The organism is Vibrio porteresiae DSM 19223, from assembly GCF_024347055.1.
Lineage (GTDB): Bacteria > Pseudomonadota > Gammaproteobacteria > Enterobacterales > Vibrionaceae > Vibrio > Vibrio porteresiae.
Genome location: NZ_AP024896.1, coordinates 1,177,992 through 1,201,569, shown reverse-complemented (window position 1 = coordinate 1,201,569; position 23,578 = coordinate 1,177,992). Strand labels below are relative to the sequence as shown.

Genomic DNA, 23,578 nt, shown 5'->3' with positions numbered 1-23,578 from the left:
TCGTGCCAGAACGAAAAATCAATGACTTAGATAGTGTTATTTCGACCGTATGTAATATTTACTGACACCAATTTGTTGGAAAATAAGACTATTTTTATAATTGACAATAAATCCATATGAATTAAATGGATATTGTAAAAATAGCGAGTGTAAAAATTTTAATCGTGATTTTTGTTATTAATTTAGGGAGTTAATGCCGCTATATATCGCAAATTTGAAAGGTTCAATGATAGGTACAAAGGAGCGGGTCACGCTCCTAAGATTAGTCGATAAAGGTGAAAATGTCGCAATCGAGATCAAACTGCTCAATATCATTGACTGCAGTGATACTTGGGTGTTTCGCCATTAAGCGCATAAAACGCGTTAAGTTAGGATACTCGGTAAGCGGTTGGGGTAGGGCTAAACACCAATAACCCAGCAGAAAAAGAAAGAAATCACAGGCGGTGAGTGTGTCACCAACCAGATAGGTATGGTGGCTTAGCTCTCTGTCGATGAGAGTCAGAATCTCTGCTAACCGCACGACTTGTGCCTGTTTGATGGCTTCAATTCCGTTGCTATCGGTAGTATGCGGATAGAAGTAAACCATCAACTCATTTTGCAATGTGTTGGTGAGATACATCATCCATTGCCAAAATTTGGATCTGTCAGGGCTAACTAAAGCCGGCATTTTGGCTTGTTCAGGATGACGCTCGCATAGGGTGATAAGAATGGCAGCAGTTTCGCTAAGGGGTTGATCATCAATCAGCAAGGTTGGAATGCGACCTGATGGATTGAGCTTTAAGTATTCAGCAGATTTTTGTTGCTGCTGTTTACGATCAACGCGGATCAATTCATAAGGCACATTAAGATCGTGCAGTAGCCAGTGCACTGCGGCACTGGCATTTCGCGGCGAGTAGTAAAGTTGGTACATCAGCGGCTTTCATCCATTGTCGGGATGGCATTGGCGATGGTTTGAGTTTTCTTCCAAGGTTGCATGAAGATCGCCAGCATCACTAGGGCGTAAAGCATTGCCCAACTCAAACAAACAAAGACCAATACACAAAGTAATAAAGCGATATAGGCAAGCACTTTGCCGCTACCGCGAAGGAGGCGAGTGGCAGACAGCATCGCCAAAAGATAAATCATTACGAAAACACTGTTGGCTAGGGTGAGGAACACCGGCAGTTCCATGTTGGTCAGTTCGCCTAACCAGCAAGAAGCAAGTAACACGCCAAACACCAATAGCGTCGCGTGTTTAGGTACACCACGGTGACTTAACGCTGCTAAAGGAGAGTGCGGCCGATGTTGTCTCGCCTGCGCCCACACCATGCGAGCTAAGCTTTGCGTGTAAAGGTTGATACTGGCAAAGCAGGCAAGAAAACCTACTAAGCTAATGACCGATGCAAGGCGAGGGCCAAACAGTTGCTCACTTAGCCACGGTATTGAACCGTTATCAAAGCTTTCGCCGCCATACGCATGAAACTTTAACACCACCACGGTGCAGGCAAAATAGGTCGCGCCGGCAACAAAACAACCAATTAATATCGCGATAGGGAAATCTCGTTGAGGATTTTTAAACTCTTCCCCCATATGCGCGAAAGCTTCTATGCCGACAAAACACCAAAACATAACCCCTAACGCCATTGAGATAGGAAGCCATTGGCTACTTTGCATGGCTGGCATTTGAGTATCTTGCCAAGCGATATCTCCCTTCCACAAAAAAGCGCCAATCAAAGCAAAGATACTGATGGCAATAACGGTTTGAATTCGCCCTGAGGATTTGCTGCCAGAGAGGTTCGCTGCCATTAATAAAATGACGGTAAAAGTTTGCGCAAACAGAGGTGAATTGAAGACTTCAGGAAGCAGTGGTTGTAGAAAGCCACTTGCCAATTTCACTGCTGGTGGGATGCCCACAGGGATAATGCTGACAAACAGCCACGCCACTGCATTTTCCATCCGGCCATTAAACGCTTGGCGGACAAAATAGGCCGTACCGCCCGCATTAGGGTAGTGTTTGCCTAATGTCGCAAAGGTGAGGGCAATCGGGCAGATAGCAATAAACAGTGCAATCCACGCCCATAGGGTATAGGTGCCTGCAATCCCAGCCGCAATAGCCGGGATCATAAACAGTCCTGTGCCCATTAGGGTAGTGGAAAGCTGACCCACACCTGATAACAGGGTGATCTCTTTCTTTAGTTGGTTCACTTTCTCGTTCTCAAATGAAATTGTGTTACGGCGGGAGATGAGACAAACGACGTTCTCTCCTCTTTATGTGTTTTTACAGCATACCGGACGTACAACTTTTTGCATAGTTTAGTGTTTGGCAAAGGTTAGATGGAGTGGGCTGATGTCGAATAGCATTATCTTTTGCTGAAGGCTGCAATACTTAGATTGTGTCTGATGGGGTTGTCGTTTTTTAGCACTATAGCGATGGGTTTACATCCACTTTTAATTGTGCTCAACTAATGGCATACATTCCACTATCACAGTAGGCGATTTACCTTGTTGGATTAAACCTTAACGAATTTAGTAGCGGTTTTATTACGCAATAAAACATGGCTCACATAGCGAGATTTATGCTGTCTATGCAGATTTTTGTATGGATGGTTTCGACTATTAAATTCTAGGTTTGACATACAATGGAATTTCGAAATTCAAAAGAGATAGCGTTTGATCTATTCAACGTTAACTCGCTGATTACTGTACTTTTGATTCTAGTGAATCAATCTCTGATTGCCTTTTCTGTTTATTCATCGGTTCAAATCGTTTATGCCTTAGATCACCATGGCTTCGATAGCGCAGAGTTCCAGCTGTGGTTGCTATCTTACGTTGCCTGTATGACGTTTCCTCATGGGATTGGCTATTTTGCTGACCTTTATGAAGAGCGTTGGCTGTGCTCTTGCCTGCAACTATTTTGGAATTCTGCAGCTAAAAAGTACCACCAATCGACAGCTCGAACTCAAAGTGGCAAAGCACTCGGCGCGTTTGTAACACAAGGCAAAGAAGCCATTGCGAACTATGTGCATTATTGTCTTGATAGTTGGTCGGCGTTTCTCAATTTCTTTTTAAGTCTGCTGGTTATCAGCTTTACGCTCGATCATCGTTTTCTCATCACGGTAATGATCAGCATGGTGTTAGTGGCTCTAGTGCGATATTGGGTATCAACGTCAATGGAAAACTTAGCTGTTTATCGCACGGAAACGGGGGCGGATTTAACTAACGAGTTAGCCAGTATCCATGACAATACTCACAACGGATCTCGCATCAATTATTTAAGTTTTTTATCTGCCAAAACCGAGAAAATTGGTGGATACGTAAACTCAAGGATTGCCGAAGCACAATATAAATACCGAGTAGTGGTGATTATCTCGCTTTGTTCATTACTCCCCACGATTTGTTTGCTGGTGTGGTTGCTGACCAATCATGATATCGCGCAGGAGATAAAATTCGCCTTGGTGATCAATTTGACGAGAATTTTTTATCTATTAAATTCGGCAACAGGGTTAATTACCGTCGTTATTTCCTTTCCCAATATTAGGGGGCAAATAAAGCTATTAGAGTCTTTTTCACGCACGGAGCCTCAAATGGATTTTGATCATCACCGAGTGTCTATTTTCGATGAGCGAGCGGGGCAGACGGTGAGTTTGGATCAGTTAGTGAATGCTAATCATGGGCTCTACTCCGTTCAAGGGCCAAACGGTTGTGGAAAAACCACTTTTCTCATTTCTTTGCAACAAAAGACCGATGGCTACTATTTCAATCCTCGCTATCGTTTATCTTGGCCATGGGGTAAGGAGGGTGAACGAGCTGCATTGTCTGATGGTCAGTACTCGCGAGCATGCTTGGAGTGGCTTATTAATGAAACGTCCTATGACTTGCTGTTGGATGAGTGGGATGCGTTTTTAGATAGGGCAAATACGGACTATATCGAAACGCTGATCATACAGAGCAGTCAGCTGCGAAAAATCGTTCAAGTACGGCAATAAGGTGAATTGAGGTGAGACAGGTCTCGCCGCAATCTCCAACTCTTTAAGCCAAATTTCCTAAGGGTGTTTTCAGGTCTATTTTAGGGTTGAAACTTGCCATTTCCAGCGTACTATGGGAAGAAAAATCAGGAACATATGATGACAACCTCTCTACGTTTTAAAGCGGGTCTATTTGATTTAGACGGCACACTTATTGATTCCATGGGCGCAGTGAAGCGTTCATGGACGTTACTGGCTAAGCGTAATGACTTAGATGCCGATCATGTTATGTCTGTGATTCACGGTCGACCTGCTCGTGAGTCTTTGTCGCTTCTGATGCCAGACAAAGATGACGCGTATCTTGATAGTGAGATGGCGTGGTTAGAAGATTTGGAATCTCGTGATACGGAAGGTACTGTGGCACTGGATGGCTCTGTTGCATTTCTAGAGCAGCTTAATGCGCTGGGTGTTCCTTGGGGTATTGTCACTTCGGGTACGTATCCTGTGGCATCGGCACGTATTCGCGCGGCGGGAATTCCTATGCCAGAGTTACTGATTACCGCAGAAAAAATCACCCGTGGTAAGCCAGACCCAGAACCGTATTTGTTGGGCGCTTCAAGCTTAGGTATTGCGATAGAAGATTGCATCGTTTTTGAAGATGCTCCTGCGGGTATCCAATCTGGCGTGGCATCTAAAGCGCAAGTACTGGCGATATTAAGTCACTATGGATTAGAGGAATTAGGTGTCAATCATGGCGTTGATTGTTTGGCAAAAGCTGACGTTAGTACGAGTGACATTGAAGGGGAATTTGTTCTTCATTATTAAGTGAAGAAAGAACAGGGAAGCCAGAAAACTGGCTATTGTTGCGTGAAGTCCATCACTCGTTTTTTTAAATGCTGAGCGGTGGAGAAGATATGAGGCTGACTTTCAGAACGTATAAGCATGACATTCACTACTTGGTTATCTCTTTTTGCCGTTGCCCTGTTAGGGGCAATGTCTCCTGGCCCTAGTTTGGCTATGGTGGTTAAACACACCTTAGCAGGTGGGCGCTCAAATGGTTTATGCACGGCATGGGCACATGGGTGTGGTATTGCGATGTACGCCTTTATTACCATGATTGGTTTGGCGGCGGTGCTGCACAGCATGCCTATTGTGTTTGATGCCATTAGCTATGCGGGTGCGCTTTATCTTGCGTATTTAGGTGTGAATGCGCTGCGTTCTAAAGGTGGTGTTGCGGCACGGATGGAAAGTGGTGAACGAGTCAGTAATTTGCAGTCGGCTAAAGAGGGCATCCTGATTTCGGTGCTGAACCCTAAAATCACCCTGTTCTTTATCGCGCTGTTCAGTCAGTTTGTCAGTATTGGTCATACTGTTGGGGCGAAAGCCACTATTGTGATGACCCCATTTGTTGTCGATGGCATGTGGTATACCTTGATTGTGTTACTACTCTCTAATTCGGCGGTGCTGGAAAAACTGCGTGCTAAAGCGGCGTGGATTGATCGCGTTTCAGGTTGTGTGTTATTGGCGCTGGCATTGCGAGTGGTGGTCAGTATTTAACTTCTTTGCACTTAGTGCTTAACACATCAACAGATAAAAGCCGATAATTGGGCACTCCCGTTATCGGCTTTGTTGTTTGTCGGATGCGCCTTGGTGGCACATCCTCGATAAAGACCATCGTTATTACTTACGTGTCACTTCTTCGAATTCGCCTTCAATCACGTGATCTTGGCGTTCGGCTCGTTCGTTATGGGGCTGGTTAAACGAATTACGGCGAATTTGTTGATTTAGTTTTTTACCAGTAATCAAGGCAATGATGGTCAATGGAATCGCGACCAACACGCTAAAAATCAGAGCAAATAGGCCGGTGGCAACCGCCAATGCGGCAACGATAAAACGGCTCATAATAATACCTCTCTCTGTTAATGTCCGGCTACTCTAGCAAAGCTTAGATGAATAGGGTATGAATATCCGCTTTCTCTGTGCGTTATCCCTCATGTCGTTTGTAACAAAATGCTGTGCCGAGTGAATTACATCAAGGCATGGCGCATAAAAGTCATACTAATTCAGTGGGTTATTTCTTGTAGTGAGTCAAAATGACATAAAAGAGTGTATTTGCATCTTAAATACAGAGTTAATTTGACCATTATAAATGTAGGGTAATTTAATAAATATAGGTTATTCAGTGAGTTAGGTTTTGGCACGCATTGTGCCATAGATTCTGCAACATCCGCAGTTAGCTTTTCGTTTTGTTATGTAAAACAAGCAGATGATGGCAAAACTGACTGCGTAAGAATCGAACAAACGCCCAAGAGCGTGATTAACTGGAGAGCCCTATGTTTTGTATTCAATGTGAACAAACCGTTCAAACCCCAAATGGTAAAGGTTGTTCTTACGCCCGTGGTGTGTGCGGAAAAACAGCCGAAGTTTCCGATTTACAGGATGTATTAGTCTACTCATTACAAGGGGTTTCTTATTGGGCGCATCAAGCTCGCTTATTGGGATTAACCACGTCTGAAGTGGATAGCTGGGCTCCTCAAGCCTTTTTCGCCACGTTAACCAACGTGAATTTCGACCCTGAACGCATTGTTGAATTGGCCGTTGAAGCGGAGCAGTTCAAACAAAGCCTTACCGTGAAGGTGAAGGGCGCTGCCATGATGCAGAATGTAGAGCTAACTCACATTCCGTTGGCTGCAACCATGACTCTGCCGACCGACTATGCTGAGCTTTTAGAGTTTGCTCCTCAAGCTGCGGTAAACCGTGGCAAAGATAAAGTGCATGAAGATGTGATTGGCCTGCGCTTACTCTGCTTATATGGTTTAAAAGGCGCTGCAGCGTACCTTGAACATGCCCGTGTTTTGGGGCAAACCAACGCTGAAGTGTATGGACAGTATCATGAACTCATGGCGTGGCTAGCTGCAGAGCCGGAAGATCTTGGTGCGTTGCTCGACACGTCGATGCAAATCGGTTTGATGAACTACCGCATCATGCAGATGTTAGATGAAGGGGAAACCTCGACCTTTGGTCATCCAGAGCCAACCCAAGTGAATGTAAAGCCAGTCAAAGGGAAATGCATTTTGGTTTCAGGTCATGATCTGCATGATTTAGAGAAGATCCTGCAGCAAACCGAAGGTAAAGGTATTAACGTTTACACCAACGGTGAAATGCTGCCTGCTCACGCTTATCCGCAATTAAAAAAATACTCTCATTTGGTCGGTAACTACGGCAGTGCGTGGCAAAACCAACAAAAAGAGTTTGCCAACTTCCCTGGCGCGATCGTGATGACATCCAACTGTCTGCTCAACCCAGAAATGGGGCACTATGCGGATCGCATCTTTACGCGCTCTATCGTTGGTTGGCCAGGCGTGGCTCACATCGAAGGCGATGATTTCTCTGCCGTTATCGAATGTGCTCTTGAGCAACCAGGTTTCCAATACGACGAAATCGAACACTGGATTACCGTCGGCTTTGGCCGTAATGCCTTAATGGCGGCAGCGCCTGCGGTGATCGACCAGATCAAACAAGGCAATATTAGTCACTTCTTCTTAGTGGGTGGCTGCGATGGTTATCGCCAAGAGCGTCACTATTACACGGATTTTGTCGAGCAAGCGCCTAAAGACAGTGTGATTTTAACTTTGGCATGTGGCAAATACCGTTTTAATACCAAAGATCTTGGTGACATCAATGGTATTCCACGCCTGCTCGATGTTGGTCAATGTAATGATGCTTACTCAGCAATTCAGCTCGCATTGGCGCTAAGTGAAGAGTTCGGTTGTGGGGTGAACGAGCTGCCATTGACCCTGATTTTGTCGTGGTTTGAACAAAAAGCGATTGTGATTCTGCTGACCTTATTCGCATTGGGAATCAAGGGCATTTACGCAGGGCCGACCGTGCCTCCATTCCTAACGGATAATTTGCTAGCGATCATTCAAGAGAAGTTTGACTTGCGAGCGATAAGCACGCCAGAGCAAGACCTCAATACTATCCTCGCAGCGTAAGACGCTCTATCAATAGATGAATAGCTCGTTTCAACTGCAACGAGCTATTCATAATTTGACATCTCTTTGATACACCTCATGAAGTGGATCACAGTTTACTTTTAGTATACAGTCACTTTTTGTCCCAAGGCCTGAGGTCAAGGTGTATATCGAACAACTTATGATGTTGCTGGCAGTGTTTGAACGAGCGGCTCTAATGCTCATGACACTGTTTTTGCTCACTCGCACTCATCTATTCCAATCCATTGTTATTAAACGTCATCGTCGACCTTTTGAAACCGCCATCGTTTCGGGGCTGTTTATCTTTTTTGCGGTGTTCAGTACTTATACCGGATTGAATGTTTCAGGCTCGTTAGTCAACGTGCGCATTATTGCCATTTTGTCGGGCGGGATTTTATTTGGCCCTTGGGTCGGGATTCCTGCGGGTCTCGTGTCAGGTGTGCACCGTTACTTGATTGATATGAATGGCCCAACGTCACTTGCCTGTTTGATCACCAGTATCATGGCCGGATTATTAGCCACGTGGATCCATTCTCGTTGTCCGAAAAGTCAGTACGCCAAATGGGGTATTGCGGCAGGGATGTTCTGTGAAGCGATCACCATGGCGCTGATTTTATTGCTTAATGATGATTTAGCATTGGCACAGTCGATCGTGCGTGAAATTGGTATGCCAATGATTCTTGGTGCAGTGTGCATAGGCCTTATCATCATCTTGGTTCAAGACTTAGATGAAGAGAAAGACAAAGTGGCGGCGCTACAGGCGAAATTGGCACTCAATATCGCCAATAAAACCTTGCCTCATTTTCGTAAAGCTGACCGCGATTCGCTCACCAAAGTGTGTGCGATTATTCGCAAAGAGACCGATGCAGATGCTGTCGCGATTACCGACACGCAAGACGTTAAAGCGTATGTGGGTATTGGGCAGGAGAACTTCCTCGATGCACACCATAAAATCAGTTACATGACGCAACAGGCAGTCAACTTGGGCAAACAGATCATCAGCAATGATCTCAACGTCCACAATTTCCACTCGCTGCTCATCATTCCCTTGTGGGAAAACGGTCAAGTGACGGGTACGCTGAAGATTTTCTATTGTCAGCCGCACCGCATTCGTCAAGCATTGCGTGAAATGGCGATCGGTTTGTCACAACTGATTTCTACGCAGATCGAAGTATCCAAAATCGACCAGCTCAAAACCATGGCGAGTAAAGCCGAATTCTCAGCGTTACAAAATAAGATTAACCCGCATTTTCTGTTTAATGCGCTGAATGCTATTTCGACCCTGGTGCGAATTCAGCCGGACAAGGCGCGGCAGTTGATCGCTAACTTGGCGGACTTTTTACGCTTTAACCTCGAAAAGGGTGACGACTTAATTGATATCCAAGAAGAGTTGCAACAGGTGCGAGATTACGTGGCGATTGAGCAAGCTCGGTTTGGCAACAAACTGGAAGTGATCTTTGATGTCGACCCAATTCATTTTGCTATTCCGCCACTGCTGATTCAGCCGCTGGTGGAAAACGCGATTCAGCACGGAGTGGTGCCTCTGGGCGCTCCAGCGCAAGTGACCATTTCGGTGAAACGAGATGGTGAGCGTGCCCAAGTGATGATTAAAGATTCCGGCGTGGGTATTCGCCAAGAGGTGATCAATAAAGTGTATCAAGGCACCATGGATAGCCATCGAATTGGTTTGGTCAATGTTCACCAACGCGTGGCATTACTCTATGGCCAAGGATTGACGATTGAGCGTCTGCAACCGGGCACCGAAATTTCTTTTTACGTTAATAACATCGGGTAAATTATGCTAAAGGCGTTAATTGTCGAAGATGAATATCTTGCTCGTGAAGAGCTTACTTATCTGGTTCAAACTTATAGTCAGATTGAAGTCGTGGCATCCTTTGATGATGGTTTAGAAGCGTTTAAATATCTGCAGCAGCACAAAGTCGATGTGGTGTTTTTGGATATCAATATCCCGTCGATAGACGGGATGCTATTGGCACGCAACATCCACCAGTTTTCGCAAAAGCCGCATATTGTCTTTACCACAGCTTATAAAGAGTTTGCTGTTGATGCGTTTGAGCTAGAAGCGTTTGATTACTTACTCAAGCCTTTGAATGAGGAGCGTGTGAAGCGCTTGCTAAATAAGCTGGAAAGTGTGGCATTAGCTAGCGAACCAGTCGTAGCCGAAGAGGCCATCGAAAGTCGTTCCGATACCATTAATTTGATGCGCGATAACCGCATTTGTGTCACGCCAGTGGAAGAGGTGTGTTACGCAGAAGCGCAGGAAAAAATCACCTTAGTGTTTACTGCTGAAGGGGAGTTTTCTGTACCCTACAGCATCAGTGAATTAATGGAAAAATTACCGGAGAATCAGTTCTACCGCTGCCATCGTTCCTACTGTGTGAACTTGAAATGCATCGCGGAAATTATCCCGTGGATGAACAGCACCTATATGCTTAAGCTACATGGCATCAAGGAAAAAGTGCCTGTAAGTCGCGGTAACATAAAAGCCTTCCGTGAAATGATGCACCTGTAATTCATGCCCAAATAATGCAATTCATTCCCGTGAATTGCATTTCATTTTATACTTCAGCCAATCTATTGTATCTCGTGTCCTGCTTTGTATTCTGTTAGCAAATGAGGTGGTTTTGGTCCACTGAATATCTTCTCTACTCTTGGAGTTTTGCTATGAATACACAGCTTTCAAACAGTAAAAGAATGCTGACTTTAGCCGGCACAGTGCTGACACAATTTGCCCTAGGCTCTGTTTACACATGGAGTCTGTTCAACTCTCCTTTATCTGAAAAGCTGGGTGATCCAATCAGCCAAGTCGCGTTCTCTTTTGGTATCTTAAGTCTGGCGCTTGCGGTGGCATCATCTCTTTCTGGTAAGTTGCAAGAGCGTTTTGGTGTACGTAACGTCACCATCGGCGCAGGCCTACTTTTGGGTGTCAGCCTAGTGTTGACTGCCCATGCATCAAACCTATTCATGCTGTACCTATTCGCTGGCCTGCTGGTGGGTTTTGCTGACGGTACGGGTTACCTAATGACACTGACCAACTGCGTGAAGTTCTTCCCTGAACGTAAAGGTCTTGCTTCTGCTTGTGCTATCGGTGCATACGGTCTTGGTAGCCTAGGCTTCAAATTCATCAACATGTATCTTCTGAATCACTTTGGTCTAGCACAAACCTTTAACCTATGGGGCGGTTTGGCAATGGTTATGGTGATCATCGGTGGTTTGATGATGACAGATGCACCAAAACAAGTTGCGAAACCTGCAGATGCAAAATCCACTGCTACAGTAGCACACGATTTCACACTTGCTGAAGCCATTAAAACTTCACAATTCTGGATGCTAGCGGTGATGTTCCTGACCGTATGTATGTCGGGGCTATACGTTATCGGCGTAGCAAAAGATGTAGGTCAAAACTACGTTCACTTAGACGGTACTACTGCAGCATCAGCGGTTGCGATTATCGCTGTGGCTAACCTGATGGGTCGTTTGGTGCTTGGCATCATGTCTGACCGTGTTGCTCGTATCCGTGTTATCGCACTTGCTTTGGTTGTTTGTCTGGTTGGCGTAAGTTCACTGCTGTTCCTACACCTAAACAGCCTAAGCTTCTTCTTCGCTGTTGCGTGTATCGCATTTAGCTTTGGTGGCACCATCACGGTTTACCCATCACTAGTGAGTGACTTCTTTGGTCTAAACAATGTGACTAAAAACTACGGTCTAATTTACCTAGGTTTTGGTGTAGGTAGCTTCGCGGGTTCAATCATTGCTTCACTATTTGGTGGTTTCGTAGCGACTTTCTACGTGATGTTAGCTCTGTTGGTGGTTTCAATTGTTATGGCAGTGATCATCAAACTGCCTGGTGCGCCAAAAGCACACCACAGCAACGCTTCACGCTCAATTCCAGTTCAACAAAACTAATTGAGTGCAACCAAACTAAATATTGGTTACCTCTCATTGATAAAAGCAGTCAGCCAAGTGCTGGCTGCTTTTTTGCCCCGAGTTTACTTGCTGCGCAACGCTGTTTCTCAGGTTGTATGCCTAGCGCTCTTATTCCTCCACAATTCTCATTCATCTAGCCAGTCATGCCATTCTCGTCTGCGGTGCGCTTAACCTCGTGGTGTGGTTCAAACACGTTGCCTTACCTAGTTTATATCCTGCATTCGTATAGCGGGTGTGCGCTGCGATGGCTCATCTCTTTGTCGCTTGTTACATCATCATCTTGTTCTATGTGTTGTGATGGTTCGATCCCTAGTGGATTGAGTGACGACAAAGCGTGCCCAGCTAATAGACCCGTTATACTTTTCTGAGTGATAAAAAGTGACGATGTCACTAACTGAAATGATAGGCGGTTGACGAGAAAGAGTTATAGAGAGGTTTAATGTGTACGATGGCAACTTTGCCATCGAAGCCCGGTTGCGCAGGTAGCAGAGCAATGCCACGTTTGCTGTGTTAAGTCGCTCTCTTTCCTAGGACATTTTCTGCTAGGAAACGCTTAAGAAAAATAAATTAGGAGGCTGAGAGCTCGGCAGGTTGTGCACTGTTTGCTGAAAAGTACTCAATCAACTCGTCTTCAGGAATTGCCCGCGAGAAATAGAAACCTTGAATATAGGAGACGCGCAACTTCTTAAGTACGGTGAGCTGCTCTATGGTTTCAACACCTTCAACAATGGCCCGCATGTTAAGCGAATCGGATATTTGCAGCATCGATTCCAGCAGCATGGTGAGGTGGGGTTCATGACCAAGGTTTTTAATGAATACTTTGTCGATTTTCATGGTATGGAAGGCAAATTGCCGCACAAAATCTAATCCAGAATAACCAGTGCCGAAGTCATCAACAAAGAGACGAATATTTAAGGCATGAAAGCGCGAAATATTTTTGGCAACCATGGTGAGCTCTTGTGCTGAGAAATTACCGTTTTCGGTAATCTCGAATGCAAAGCAATCACTAAAGTTAGGAAATGAAAGCACCAATTCGCCAACATATTGGGTAAATGATTCGGTTAACAGAAGCTCTCGATCAATATTAATACTGATGTATTTCCCTTCCATGATTAACGGGTGACGTTGATGTATTTGAATACATTGTTCAATCACCAACTCAGTTAATTCACGAATATGACCGGTTCGTTGAGCTAGAGGGATAAACACATCTGGTGGAATATTGCCCTGTGTTGGGTGGTTCCAGCGGATAAGCGCTTCACATCCGATTGGTAACTCGGTTTGAGTATCGATGATGGGTTGATAGCAAACATGTAACTGTTTGTTTTTTATAGCCGAAACAACAGCGTGCTCTAGGCTGAGTTTTTCAATACTTTCACGACGTTTTTGTAAATGATTAAGCAGCACTACCAAATAAAGCACCAAAAATAGCCAACTATAGGTGAAAAGATAGTGTAGATAGGTGCGAAGAGAAAGATGCAGTTCAATCTGAATGGGGAACATCTCGGAGCTGAACATGGATTGGCGCAATATGGTGTGATCATTGCTACCTGTTGACACTCTATGTTGGTTAATAAACATAGAGAACTCCAAATTGTGCGGTAACAGCGTCATTTGAATATCACGTAGTAAATAGCGTGGTGGAATACTGATGCTGACTCCATAATGATCTGGATCGGCATACAAATATAAAATCGTATATTCTCGTGTCAGCGCCGCTCGAGTAAAAGAGAGCGTCTCATGATTTTGGGATTCATTTAATCTTGTTACTATGCTGCTGTAGAGTTTTATATTTGATTCGTTACTGTTATTGGTACAGTAAATAATACCTTGTGGATTAAATATACCAATTTCTTTAGCGTAGTTAGAATTAAATGTGGCTGACCTAAGTTGGCTGATGATCTGTTCGCAGGGTTTATTTTTATAATTATCCAGAATAAAGCGTGTCTGTTGCTGAGTGCTACTCAATATACTATTAATATACTCAATAGATTGATGACCAACTTGGTTAAAGTAGGTATTACTGAAAGCGATAGCAAAATAGACATAGACCACCAATGAGGACAAAAAGAGCATCAAATGGGTATGCAAAGGTGCAAGATTAAACAAGGAAAATGAACGGGATAGAGAGCGAAGAGACCACGACATAAAAGTGAGAACCCGCATTATCGCTTGTGGCGCGTAGAAATAACGAGCCAATGGCAATATTGTCTCAACTGTCCGTAAGTTAGCATCATCAATCCTTCGCAAACGTTTACCTGTTAGACCATATTCATATATCAAAGGTAATAAGTCAATTCACTCAAACACCTAAAATGACACAATACGTTCATTTGCTTAATCTGCCACCAATATTGAACAGCCGCTTATTATTGAGCGCATAAATAGGAATAAAATAATTATAACTTGGTCATGTTTTCAATATACCAACATGAATATTCCTCATCTTAATTCCATCAAAATAGTTGTCTAGGTGCCAAATAAGAAATAACTCATTAGTGGAGACCTTGTCGAGACGTGATCAAATAGGCATTAAGGGGTAAAAGTGTGACTTTCTTTGCTCTCGTGATTTCATTCGAACCAATAGTGTCTATTCTTTACCTAGGGAGTTAGCAACTAACGTCAATCAAAGAACGGATTTTTGCCATGCTTAGAGCATCACGCTTTTCAGTGAAGGTGAGATTATTCCTACTCTGCTGTTTACCTGTTGTGGTCATCACCACTGCAACAGTGAACTATTATCGAGATTTAAAACACCAACAAGCAGTCTATCAATGGACCGCGATGCAAAGTCGTGCGCTAACGCTAACGGTTAACGTGTCTGGACAGATTTTCCATTTGCTTAATTCTCGGATTGATAACGAAAAATTCAGCGATAACCTCATCCAAATCGGCCAGCTTTTTTATCGCTTAGAAGACCAAGTTGCACATATGGAACCACAGCTTAATCAAGTGGGAGATGTGCAATTGACCTTCAACGACATCAACAGATTGCGGCAACTGACCCAAATTGCCACTTTTGCCAACCACAGTGGCTTGTATGAGGATGCTCTGGAAGGTTTCTCGTTAGTGCAGAGTTTGTTAACTCGGTTTCAATACGACTTATCTCCCCTGGATAACCAAGCCCAAGTCGATCCTACGCTCCATTGGATGCAACAGTGGCATGTCATGTTTGGTCAGTTTTTGTTTCTACGTGATAAGCAAGCTTGGCTTCTCAGTGGTGTGCCTAGCGACGCGAAGCAATATGAGAGCTGGTTACAGCGCTATCAAACGGTGACGGAGCGAAAAAATTATGTTTGGTCGCAACTTTTGGCTATTCGTGGTTGGGGGGCGGCACCTGCATGGGGTGATGAGCTCAAATTACTGAATACCTCGACAGGTGTGCCCGGTGAAAGCATGCCAAGTTCGATTATGCGAGCAATGCCAACGGATGGTCAGTTAAATCACTATTACCAAACATGGTTGGGCAATAACAATAAATTGCACGGGTTGTATCACGATGTTGGCGAGAGCCTATACGCTTCTGCCACCGCTCGTGTTGCCGATCTGCAACAGAGAATCATGATGGTCGTGAGTGTTGCTGCGTTGCTCAATGTATTGATCATGGTGTTAGGTTACGGCATTTTTGCCCGAATTACCGCCAAACTTAACCGGATTTTGTATGCAATGCGGCGCCTTCGGGACGGTCATGAGGATGTTGATCCCATTCCGGTCGAAGGAAATGATGAGCTGTCTGATTTTGCTAAGGATCTCAATCGGTTCGTTACCGAACTTAAGCAACGTGAGCAAGAGATGGTTGAAGCAAAAGAGGTGGCTGTCTCGGCAAACCGAGCGAAAAGTGCCTTTTTGGCCAATATGTCCCATGAGATTCGCACGCCACTTAATGGGATTATCGGTATGGTTGAGATCTTTTCGGCAACCTCACTCAATACCAGCCAACGGGAAATACTGCTCGATATTGACAGCTCATCCCACTCATTACTGGTTCTGATTAACGATATCCTCGATCTCTCCAAAATCGAATCGGGTAATTTATCGCTCTCTTATCATGCATTTAATATGTCAGAGCTGATATTTGACTCGGTCAATATGATCAATTCTAAAGCGGTGAGTCAGCATATTGAACTGAATGTGGATATTGACCCGACGCTGCCGAGGTGTGTGGTGTCTGATGAGTTTCGCGTTAAACAAATTTTGATGAACCTGCTCTCTAATGCGGTGAAATTTACTCAAGATGGTTATGTCTCGACCAAGTTGACCTATTTTGGCGGAACGCAGCCAAAGATGCATGTGAGCGTGAGTGACACAGGCAAAGGGATTGATAACACGAAACTGAACACGATTTTTGAGCCGTTCACTCAAGAAGATGGCTCTATCACACGTCGTTATGGTGGAACAGGTTTAGGGCTGGCGATCTGCAAGCAACTGCTCGACCTGATGGATGGTGACATTCATGTCACATCGGAAGTGGGTAAGGGCAGTACCTTTGAATTTTCTGTTCCAGTTGATTTGCAGCACAGTCAGCCTTACCCGATGTTTGCCCCTTTAACGGGTAGCGCTTTGTTGATTCATAATAGCTCTAATTATCGAACCTTGGTGGCGCGTGAATGCCAGCGTCTAGGATTAAGGCTCTATCAAGCCAACAGTGTTGAGCAATTGCCGGAACTGCCCAAAGACATCATGTATGTTCTTTATTGCCAAAATCTTACCCGTAGCATTCGCACAGATAATGAAGTGCTGGTGCGCACTTTCCCGGATGCACAGCGAATCGTGTTACAGCATCACCTTTTTGTGAATAAGGAACTATCAACCGCTTTCCACAGTCAAGTGACCTTGCCGCTAATGGGGCAACGTTTCGAACGAGCTCTACGAGCACTGCATCCGCACAGTGATACCACTTCAGCGCTTGGTACATTAAACAGTGCCGAAGGGAGTATTAAGCCCGGCCACCTCAATCGGATTTTGATTGTTGAAGATAACTTGATGAACCAGAAAATTGCGAGTTTCTTTCTGGAAAAAGCGGGGCTGGATTATGTGATTGTGAGTAACGGCCAAGAAGCCGTGGACATCGTGACTCAAGGCGGTGTGTTCTGTGCGGTGTTGATGGATTGCATGATGCCGGTGATGGATGGACTGACCGCCACGCGCAAAATTCGTCAGTGGGAAGAGGTTGGCAAATACCGTCGTCTGCCTATTATCGCTTTAACCGCGAGTGTTCTTGATGAGGATATTGCTAACTGCTTTGAAGCAGGAATGGACGCTTATTTGCCTAAGCCCTATAAGTCACAACAATTGTTCGACGTGCTCAATGAGCTCAATGTCTTTGAAAAAAGTTAGTCGCTACGCTCACTCATTGCCCCAATCTCAACAACCATCATTTAAGCAAAAGCGTTAGGCGAAGCTGTTTCCTAAAGGGTATTGATGTACCAATTGATAAAAGGCGTTTGCGGGTAAGGGTTGTGAGCAGAGATAGCCCTGATACAAATCGCACTCTTCTTGGTGCAGCAGCGCTAACTGAGCTTCAGAATTCACTCCTTCTGCGATCACTTTCTTACCCAAGTTGTGTCCTAATTGAATGATGGTGCGCAAGATCATATGGCTGTCTTTATTGTGTACACATTCATCGACAAAAGACTTATCGATTTTAATCATGTCGATAGGCAGTTGTTTTAAATAGTTCAACGAAGAGTAGGCGGTGCCAAAATCGTCGATGGCTATCTGTACTCCCATGTCACGTAATTTCTGGCAAGTCTGAGTGACCCGTGACAGCTCTGTCATTAAGGTGGTTTCGGTGATTTCAATTTGCAATAGGTGCGGTGGTAACTGATAGGCTTTTAATGCGTTTGCTACCAACTCAATAACGTCATCATAAAGAAACTGAATGGTAGACACATTCACCGCGATACAGACTTGGCGGCCTTCATCAAACCACGCTTTGGCTTGTTTACAAGCAGTGTAAACCACCCAACGGCCAATTGGGATGATCTGCTGGCTTTTCTCTGCCACATTCACAAATTCAGCGGGGGTAATCATGCCCAGTTGAGGATGGAACCAACGGATTAACGCTTCCGCATGTTCAATGCAATTGGTTTGGATATCCACTTTGGGTTGGTAATAAAGCGATAACTGTTTTTTGTTGAGCACAAAGGCCAGCTCTTGCTCAATCTTATGGTGGCGAATCATCTCTGCATTGAGCAGTTGATCGTACCATTGAATGCGGTTTTTACCTTTTAGCTTGGCGCGAAACATAGCGATTTCGGCATTTCGGTACCAAAGTTCGACTTGGTTTCCAGCATCGCTTAATAAGGCGATACCAATACTGATGGTGGTAAAGTAGCTGCTGTTCGCCACGCGATATTCTTGTTGGCAATGTTTCACCAGCTCTTCAACCAGCGGCATGACTAAAGTGCGATCAAGATAGTCTGCGCCGATAACCAAAGCAAATTCATCACCACTTAAGCGATAGACTTGGCTTGAGCACATTTGGTGAGCGAACGGGAATTGTTGTAGGCGGTCTGTCAGTTTGGTCAGCAATTGATCGCCAGCTTGATGTCCTAGGCTATCATTGAGGCGCTTAAAGTTATCAATATCCAGCACCAGAAGCGCGTAATCGCCACTTTCATCACGTCTGTCATTGATACCTTCTAGCAGTTCAGTGAAAGCCTTGCGATTACCAACGCCGGTGAGAAAATCAGTGATGCTTTCTTGGCGAAATTTAAGCACTTGGGCGTGCAAGCGATGGCGATAGGAGATGCTTAACGTGGCAAAGGAGGTGATGATAATCAGCTCTAATGCACCTTCCCAAAATGATCGTGGATAAAATTCCAAGTTATGAGGAAAGCAGATGGCCAAAACCACTAAAGAACTGACCACGGGCCAAACGAAACCCCGCATTAACAGCAGAAAGCCAAGCGGAATCAAAAAATAGGTGTCAGAGATGGGTAAATGCTGCTTAGGGTAGAACAGTAGGCTAGTCAGTAAAACAGCCAGTGAGAGCAGGGCACATAATTGACGTAGTCGCTCTTGAGTGGTTAAGCCACCCAAAATCATAAAGAGGGCAAAGGTTAGGCTCACATAAGCCAATTGGTGATGACCCAAACTAAGGTGATCAACAAATAAGGTTTGTGCAACCAAGACAAGGCCCAGAACATACAAGGCGGGAAAAACCGCTTTCTTCACAATAGAATTGCGCTGCTGGGCAAACAAAGACATGTCACATCCTGACTGAATAAAAGGAGGCGTAAACGGCACGCCTCTTACACAGCCGACAGTCTAGACGGATTGCCTGTAAAAAAAGAGTCCTTGTTGACTAATAACTCGGCATAATTGAATTATTTTTCACAGGTTCTCACATATAAGACATTACTCTCCGACAGAAGGAACATTAGAGAAAGAGACAAGTTCAGATGGCGGTAACCAATTTACCTTAACGCCCGCTTGCAAAAACATCTCTTGGCTTACTTTGATTTTGTCACCCCAGCGAGATAGAAACTCTTCATTTTGCTCAGGGCAATGCACTGCTGCGATGCCAGTTTGAATGATTTTGGCGGCGCAGTTTGGGCAAGGAAAGTGAGTGACGTAGATTTCACAGCCATCTAAGTCGCGTTTAGCAAACAGTATTGCGTTCTCTTCTGCATGTAAGGTCTTGAGGTATTTCATGTCACGATCGTCGGTATTGGCGCTATCGGAAATACCGTGTGGGTATCCGTTAAAGCCAACGGAAACGATGCGGTTTTGTTTGACGATGACAGCCCCGACCTGTGTCGATGGATCTTTACTCCAGGAGCTGACAAGTTCTGCCATTTGGTAAAAGCGTTGTGCCCATTTTGAAATCATATTGCGGTTCCTTAACTCATGTCATTGAAAATTGCAGGTAAGCAATTTTGCACGACATCACCAACCAAAGCGGTTTCTGTCATTACTACTCTTAGTGAAGCGTAGGTGTTGTTTAATGGCTACGCTAGACCAGTATTGTTCATCTCATAAAGCAGCGTTACGCCATTTTTTGAGAAATTACTCTTTATATACCTTACCTTAGCGCACGAAAACCAGCACTTTTATGATCTCAAGCGCCCTAAAGGGCACAATTGTTGACAATTTATGCACAAACCTAGCACGAGCTTGCACTAAATTGGTGAAAAATGGACATTTGTCTATTGTTCTTGTGCGAGATCTCTTACAAGAAGCGTAAGAAATTGATTTATTTTTCGGGTGAAAAGTGCTGGTGAAAAATATTAACTTGTTGTTTTTATATGGTAAATAGTCATTGCATTGTATTAGTGCAACCAACTTTTTGTATGTCAGGCTTGTGTCATAATACTAATGGGGTATTCTCTATCCATCGGCAGGACGCTGATACGGAACAGGAAAGACCCAAGGATTGGTCATCTTCAGGAAGAAGATACGGCATTTCAGGATGAAAGGTCGGCAAGGAAAGCGAATACACAGTCGAACACGTTTAGCCAGGATGGTTAGCACTTTTTGAGATTGTGGACTTTTATGGACAAAAGGCGCGTCTGCTAGGATGGCAGAGACATGGACACCGCTAGGATGGCGACGAAATGGATTGCGCTGAAGGAATCAGCAAACTATCAGGGATTGGATGCAGGGAGCACCTTTCGTAGCGGGATTGCTGCAAGTGAGAACTACCCCCACCAAGTGTCAGCTTGGTGGGGTTTTTCTTATGGTTTTCTAACTATGCTCTTTGATACTCCATCGTTACACGCTGTTACGAGAATATTTGAACAGCTGTTGCTAGTACTCCTGACTCTTGTTAATGTGCTGCTATCTGTCTGCTGTCGTCTGTGACAGACCCCTTTCATCCTATCGGTGGTTATGTGGAAAAAACGTCTTACTTTCTGATTCGGATTCTTAAAGAGTTTCCAGAATCCGAAATTTCTATTGGCTCCCTACTTGAGCTTTTAAAACGCCGCTCTTATGGCGCACTTCTGATTCTGTTGAGTCTAATTGGCTTGATTCCTGGCATCTCATTTTTGGCCGGATTCGCTATTTTCTGGTTAGGTCTGCAGATGGCGTTAGGTTTCACCGCTCCTCGTTTACCTGCATTTGCTCGCAAACGTCATCTTGATCAACAAAAAACGTTGCACTTTATTGAAGAGTTACAGCCTTGGTTGCAACGTTTGGAAAAATACGTCAAACCCCGCTGGGAACCCCTTTGCAGCTCGATGGTACGCCGAGTCATTGGCGGCTTAATCTGTGTGTTAGCGGTGGTAGCGGTTCTGCCTTTGCCTTTTGTAAACTTCGCCCCAAACTTTGCCGTGATTTGTTTATCACTTGGCATTATTGAAAAAGATGGCGTGTGTATACTGGCTGGCGCAGCAATGAGTGCAATTGCGATTTGGATTGGTTATCTACTGGTTCGAGTAGCCTTCCACTCGTTAATGTTGGTATTATGATGTTTTCTCACTTATCAGAGAGTTAAATAATGGAAGCTCAAGTCAAATGGGTTGAGGGATTTAAATTCCTTGGCCAATCAAATTCAGGTCATTCTATCGTAATGGATGGTAGTGGCGGTGCAACGGCTCCTAGCCCTATGGAAATGGTGATGATGGCAGCGGGCGGTTGTAGCTCAGTTGACGTTGTAGATGGCTTGAAAAGTGCGAATCAGAAAGTGACCTCATGTAATGCTCGTATTACCGCTGAGCGTCGTGAAACTGCACCTCGTCTGTTTACTAAAATCAACATTCACTTTGAAGTGGCTGGTGACAATCTTGATAAAGACGTTGTCGCGAAAGTTACCGCAGACTCTCTAGAAAAATATTGTTCAGTGTGCTTAATGCTGGGCAAAGGTGTTGAGATGACCCACAGCTGGGAAATCCTCGCTTAATAGCATGCACATATAAATAAAAAAACCGAGCTTGTTAGCTCGGTTTTTTTATGGCTACTATTCTTAATTCATATGCATTCAATTGCTTTTATTGATGGTGTTTTCGTCTTGCTAAGTTCAGTTGAGTGATTGCTTCCAGTTCTAGGATCGCGATGCGAATAAGCGTGAATCAGCCCACTTTTTCCTGACTAAAAACTCATTAGCCTTGCTACTCGATAGATATGAGAGAGTAGGTGATGTAATGAGCGAATTGGAAAAAATGTTGCGTGGCGAAGAGTTTGATGGTTCATCTTTGGAGATTGAAAAACTGCGCACGGATACCGCAGCGTTGAAGTTGGAGATTAACCAATCGATCAATACCGAACAGCGGTACGCATTGCAGCAACGTTTGTTTCGTCACATCGGCGAGGGGAGTATGGTGCAACCGCCTTTCTATTGCGAGTTTGGTCAAACGATCTCGATTGGTGATCACACGTTCCTCAATATGAACGTCACCATGCTCGATGGCGCACCGATCACTATTGGTGATCATGTCCTTGTTGGGCCTAACTGTCAGTTTTATACACCGACTCACTCATTGGATTATCGTCAACGAAAACATTGGGAAGTGGTGTGTCAGCCGATTACGATTGAAGATGATGTTTGGATTGGTGGCAGTGTGGTGATTACTCAAGGTGTAACCATTGGGGCTCGGTCTGTGATTGCCGCCAATTCTGTTGTGACTGGTGATGTACCAAGTGATTGTTTATATGCCGGTACGCCAGCGCGCTTTATAAAATCATTGCGTGAACTTAAATAAGCGGTGACTTCTTTCTTATTGAGAATTGGTTTAGAGTAGGGACCCTTTCCGATGATCTAAAAGTAGGGCACTGATTTGCAACATAAATATACTTGGTTTGGCATCGCCGCCATTATGCTTTGGGCGTGCTCCGTTGGACTTACCCGTAGTGTCACTGAACTTTTGTCGCCGATTGGCGGTTCCGCAATGATCTATTCTGTTAGCGCCCTGTTTCTTTGGTTAGTCATCGGGTTGCCACGTCTTGGTAGTCAATCATGGCGCTATTTATTGGTTGGTGGAGTGCTCTTTGCTGCCTATGAGATTTGTATCTCTTTAGCGGTTGGTTTCTCTCATTCTCGCCATCAGGCCATGGAAATGGCGGTAGTGAATTATCTCTGGCCAGCATTGACCGTATTACTGACCGTTGTGGTCCAAGGTAAAAGAACCAGTTTATTGCTTTTTGTCGGCGTATTACTGGCATTTTCTGGTGTGGTTTGGTGTTTATTCAATGGTGAGTCGTGGTCGCTCAGTGTGCTCTCTATGCATGTGGCGAGTAATCCTCTCACTTACGCATTAGCGTTTTGTGGTGCGATCATCTGGGCGCTTTATTGTACTTTGACTCAGCGATGGTCCAATGGTGAGAACGGTATTACGCTGTTTTTTATTATGACAGCCATTACCTTATGGGTGCAGTATGGATTGAGCGATGAACCTGCGCTTAAGTTTTCACTATCAAGTGTTGGGTATCTGATCTGTTCGGGATTGGTGATGGCCGGGGGCTATGGTTTGTGGAATCTGGCCATTTTGCGCGGCAACATGATGCTACTCGCTACCTTGTCCTATTTTACTCCAGTGTTTGCGACGCTTTTTTCCTCGGTGATCTTGGGTATTTTGCTCAGTTGGTCATTCTGGCAAGGTGTGGCAATGGTCAGTTTAGGTTCGCTCATCTGCTGGTGGGTGACTCGTGATAAACCGCAGACAGTAGTCACAGAGCAGAAAGCCGCTTAGATGCGAAGCTGACTGGGGTAAGTATCCAGAAACAAAAAAGGATGCATCGTTTCACGTA

18 protein-coding genes are annotated in these 23,578 nt (G+C 44.6%); 12 read left to right on the top strand and 6 right to left on the bottom strand.

Features of this window, described 5'->3' with window-relative positions:
- Positions 1-262: 262 nt before the first annotated feature.
- Together OCV11_RS22075 and yjeH are read right to left on the bottom strand one after the other, a co-directional pair.
- On the bottom strand, positions 263-910 hold the full coding sequence (locus OCV11_RS22075; protein ID WP_261896595.1) for a glutathione S-transferase family protein: 648 nt from the start codon (positions 908-910) through the stop codon (positions 263-265).
- Positions 910-2,184 carry an L-methionine/branched-chain amino acid transporter gene (gene yjeH / locus OCV11_RS22070; protein ID WP_261896594.1) on the bottom strand — a complete coding sequence of 425 codons (1,275 nt, stop codon included), beginning with the start codon at positions 2,182-2,184 and terminating at the stop codon, positions 910-912. Before yjeH ends, OCV11_RS22075 begins: the two co-directional genes overlap by 1 nt.
- Positions 2,185-2,618: 434 nt before the next feature.
- Between yjeH and OCV11_RS22065 the strand changes: the two genes are divergently transcribed.
- The 3 genes from OCV11_RS22065 to OCV11_RS22055 all read left to right on the top strand — a co-directional run bounded on the left by OCV11_RS22065 (position 2,619) and on the right by OCV11_RS22055 (position 5,501).
- Positions 2,619-3,965 (top strand): ATP-binding cassette domain-containing protein, encoded by a 1,347-nt coding sequence (locus tag OCV11_RS22065; protein ID WP_261896593.1) that lies wholly within the window; start codon positions 2,619-2,621, stop codon positions 3,963-3,965.
- 135 nt (positions 3,966-4,100) lie between these two features.
- Complete coding sequence (locus OCV11_RS22060) at positions 4,101-4,769, top strand: HAD-IA family hydrolase (protein WP_261896591.1); 669 nt, start codon at positions 4,101-4,103, stop codon at positions 4,767-4,769.
- A gap of 117 nt (positions 4,770-4,886) precedes the next feature.
- Entirely contained in the window at positions 4,887-5,501 is a 615-nt protein-coding gene (locus OCV11_RS22055; RefSeq protein ID WP_261896589.1) for a LysE family translocator, read from the top strand.
- 123 nt (positions 5,502-5,624) lie between these two features.
- Here OCV11_RS22055 and OCV11_RS22050 read toward each other — a convergent pair whose 3' ends face one another.
- Positions 5,625-5,846 (bottom strand): hypothetical protein, encoded by a 222-nt coding sequence (locus OCV11_RS22050; protein ID WP_261896586.1) that lies wholly within the window; start codon positions 5,844-5,846, stop codon positions 5,625-5,627.
- A 431-nt stretch (positions 5,847-6,277) separates the two neighbouring features.
- Between OCV11_RS22050 and hcp the strand changes: the two genes are divergently transcribed.
- The 4 genes from hcp to OCV11_RS22030 all read left to right on the top strand — a co-directional run bounded on the left by hcp (position 6,278) and on the right by OCV11_RS22030 (position 11,866).
- Positions 6,278-7,939 (top strand): hydroxylamine reductase, encoded by a 1,662-nt coding sequence (gene hcp, locus OCV11_RS22045; RefSeq protein WP_261896584.1) that lies wholly within the window; start codon positions 6,278-6,280, stop codon positions 7,937-7,939.
- A 160-nt stretch (positions 7,940-8,099) separates the two neighbouring features.
- The gene (locus OCV11_RS22040; RefSeq protein ID WP_261896582.1) at positions 8,100-9,734 is read left to right on the top strand and encodes a LytS/YhcK type 5TM receptor domain-containing protein; all 1,635 of its coding nucleotides are present in this window, start codon (positions 8,100-8,102) and stop codon (positions 9,732-9,734) included.
- A gap of 3 nt (positions 9,735-9,737) precedes the next feature.
- On the top strand, positions 9,738-10,472 hold the full coding sequence (locus tag OCV11_RS22035; protein WP_261896581.1) for a LytR/AlgR family response regulator transcription factor: 735 nt from the start codon (positions 9,738-9,740) through the stop codon (positions 10,470-10,472).
- 152 nt (positions 10,473-10,624) lie between these two features.
- A complete protein-coding gene (locus OCV11_RS22030) occupies positions 10,625-11,866 on the top strand; it encodes an L-lactate MFS transporter (protein WP_261896580.1) in 1,242 nt (413 codons plus the stop codon).
- A gap of 588 nt (positions 11,867-12,454) precedes the next feature.
- Here the strand turns inward: OCV11_RS22030 and OCV11_RS22025 are convergent.
- Positions 12,455-14,035 (bottom strand): EAL domain-containing protein, encoded by a 1,581-nt coding sequence (locus OCV11_RS22025; RefSeq protein ID WP_261896579.1) that lies wholly within the window; start codon positions 14,033-14,035, stop codon positions 12,455-12,457.
- Positions 14,036-14,533: 498 nt separating this feature from the next.
- Here OCV11_RS22025 and OCV11_RS22020 point away from each other — a divergent pair, with 498 nt between their 5' ends.
- Positions 14,534-17,224 carry an ATP-binding protein gene (locus OCV11_RS22020; RefSeq protein WP_261896578.1) on the top strand — a complete coding sequence of 897 codons (2,691 nt, stop codon included), beginning with the start codon at positions 14,534-14,536 and terminating at the stop codon, positions 17,222-17,224.
- A 54-nt stretch (positions 17,225-17,278) separates the two neighbouring features.
- Here the strand turns inward: OCV11_RS22020 and OCV11_RS22015 are convergent, their stop codons facing one another.
- Positions 17,279-19,099 (bottom strand): putative bifunctional diguanylate cyclase/phosphodiesterase, encoded by a 1,821-nt coding sequence (locus OCV11_RS22015; RefSeq protein WP_261896577.1) that lies wholly within the window; start codon positions 19,097-19,099, stop codon positions 17,279-17,281.
- 150 nt (positions 19,100-19,249) lie between these two features.
- Positions 19,250-19,723, bottom strand: a complete 474-nt coding sequence (locus OCV11_RS22010) for a dCMP deaminase family protein (protein ID WP_261896575.1) — start codon at positions 19,721-19,723, stop codon at positions 19,250-19,252.
- 968 nt (positions 19,724-20,691) lie between these two features.
- Here OCV11_RS22010 and OCV11_RS22005 point away from each other — a divergent pair.
- From OCV11_RS22005 to yddG, 4 genes are all read left to right on the top strand, one after another.
- Positions 20,692-21,303: an exopolysaccharide biosynthesis protein gene (locus tag OCV11_RS22005; RefSeq protein ID WP_261896574.1), complete on the top strand. Its 612-nt coding sequence runs from the start codon at positions 20,692-20,694 to the stop codon at positions 21,301-21,303.
- A 29-nt stretch (positions 21,304-21,332) separates the two neighbouring features.
- Complete coding sequence (locus tag OCV11_RS22000) at positions 21,333-21,734, top strand: OsmC family protein (protein ID WP_261896573.1); 402 nt, start codon at positions 21,333-21,335, stop codon at positions 21,732-21,734.
- Positions 21,735-21,975: 241 nt separating this feature from the next.
- Complete coding sequence (locus OCV11_RS21995) at positions 21,976-22,533, top strand: sugar O-acetyltransferase (protein WP_261896572.1); 558 nt, start codon at positions 21,976-21,978, stop codon at positions 22,531-22,533.
- 75 nt (positions 22,534-22,608) lie between these two features.
- Positions 22,609-23,520 carry an aromatic amino acid DMT transporter YddG gene (yddG, locus tag OCV11_RS21990; RefSeq protein ID WP_261896571.1) on the top strand — a complete coding sequence of 304 codons (912 nt, stop codon included), beginning with the start codon at positions 22,609-22,611 and terminating at the stop codon, positions 23,518-23,520.
- The last annotated feature ends 58 nt before the right edge of the window (positions 23,521-23,578 follow it).

Excerpts from the sequence above, each read along its gene's own strand:
- OCV11_RS21995 (WP_261896572.1), top strand. The coding sequence starts at position 21,976 with ATGAGCGAATTGGAAAAAATGTTGCGTGGCGAAGAGTTTGATGGTTCA.
- OCV11_RS22030 (WP_261896580.1), top strand. The coding sequence starts at position 10,625 with ATGAATACACAGCTTTCAAACAGTAAAAGAATGCTGACTTTAGCCGGC.
- OCV11_RS22040 (WP_261896582.1), top strand. The coding sequence starts at position 8,100 with ATGATGTTGCTGGCAGTGTTTGAACGAGCGGCTCTAATGCTCATGACA.
- OCV11_RS22015 (WP_261896577.1), bottom strand. The coding sequence starts at position 19,099 with ATGTCTTTGTTTGCCCAGCAGCGCAATTCTATTGTGAAGAAAGCGGTT.
- OCV11_RS22010 (WP_261896575.1), bottom strand. The coding sequence starts at position 19,723 with ATGATTTCAAAATGGGCACAACGCTTTTACCAAATGGCAGAACTTGTC.
- OCV11_RS22020 (WP_261896578.1), top strand. The coding sequence starts at position 14,534 with ATGCTTAGAGCATCACGCTTTTCAGTGAAGGTGAGATTATTCCTACTC.
- OCV11_RS22065 (WP_261896593.1), top strand. The coding sequence starts at position 2,619 with ATGGAATTTCGAAATTCAAAAGAGATAGCGTTTGATCTATTCAACGTT.
- OCV11_RS22000 (WP_261896573.1), top strand. The coding sequence starts at position 21,333 with ATGGAAGCTCAAGTCAAATGGGTTGAGGGATTTAAATTCCTTGGCCAA.
- OCV11_RS22060 (WP_261896591.1), top strand. The coding sequence starts at position 4,101 with ATGATGACAACCTCTCTACGTTTTAAAGCGGGTCTATTTGATTTAGAC.
- OCV11_RS22035 (WP_261896581.1), top strand. The coding sequence starts at position 9,738 with ATGCTAAAGGCGTTAATTGTCGAAGATGAATATCTTGCTCGTGAAGAG.
- OCV11_RS22025 (WP_261896579.1), bottom strand. The coding sequence starts at position 14,035 with ATGTCGTGGTCTCTTCGCTCTCTATCCCGTTCATTTTCCTTGTTTAAT.
- hcp (WP_261896584.1), top strand. The coding sequence starts at position 6,278 with ATGTTTTGTATTCAATGTGAACAAACCGTTCAAACCCCAAATGGTAAA.
- OCV11_RS22075 (WP_261896595.1), bottom strand. The coding sequence starts at position 910 with ATGTACCAACTTTACTACTCGCCGCGAAATGCCAGTGCCGCAGTGCAC.
- OCV11_RS22055 (WP_261896589.1), top strand. The coding sequence starts at position 4,887 with ATGACATTCACTACTTGGTTATCTCTTTTTGCCGTTGCCCTGTTAGGG.
- OCV11_RS22050 (WP_261896586.1), bottom strand. The coding sequence starts at position 5,846 with ATGAGCCGTTTTATCGTTGCCGCATTGGCGGTTGCCACCGGCCTATTT.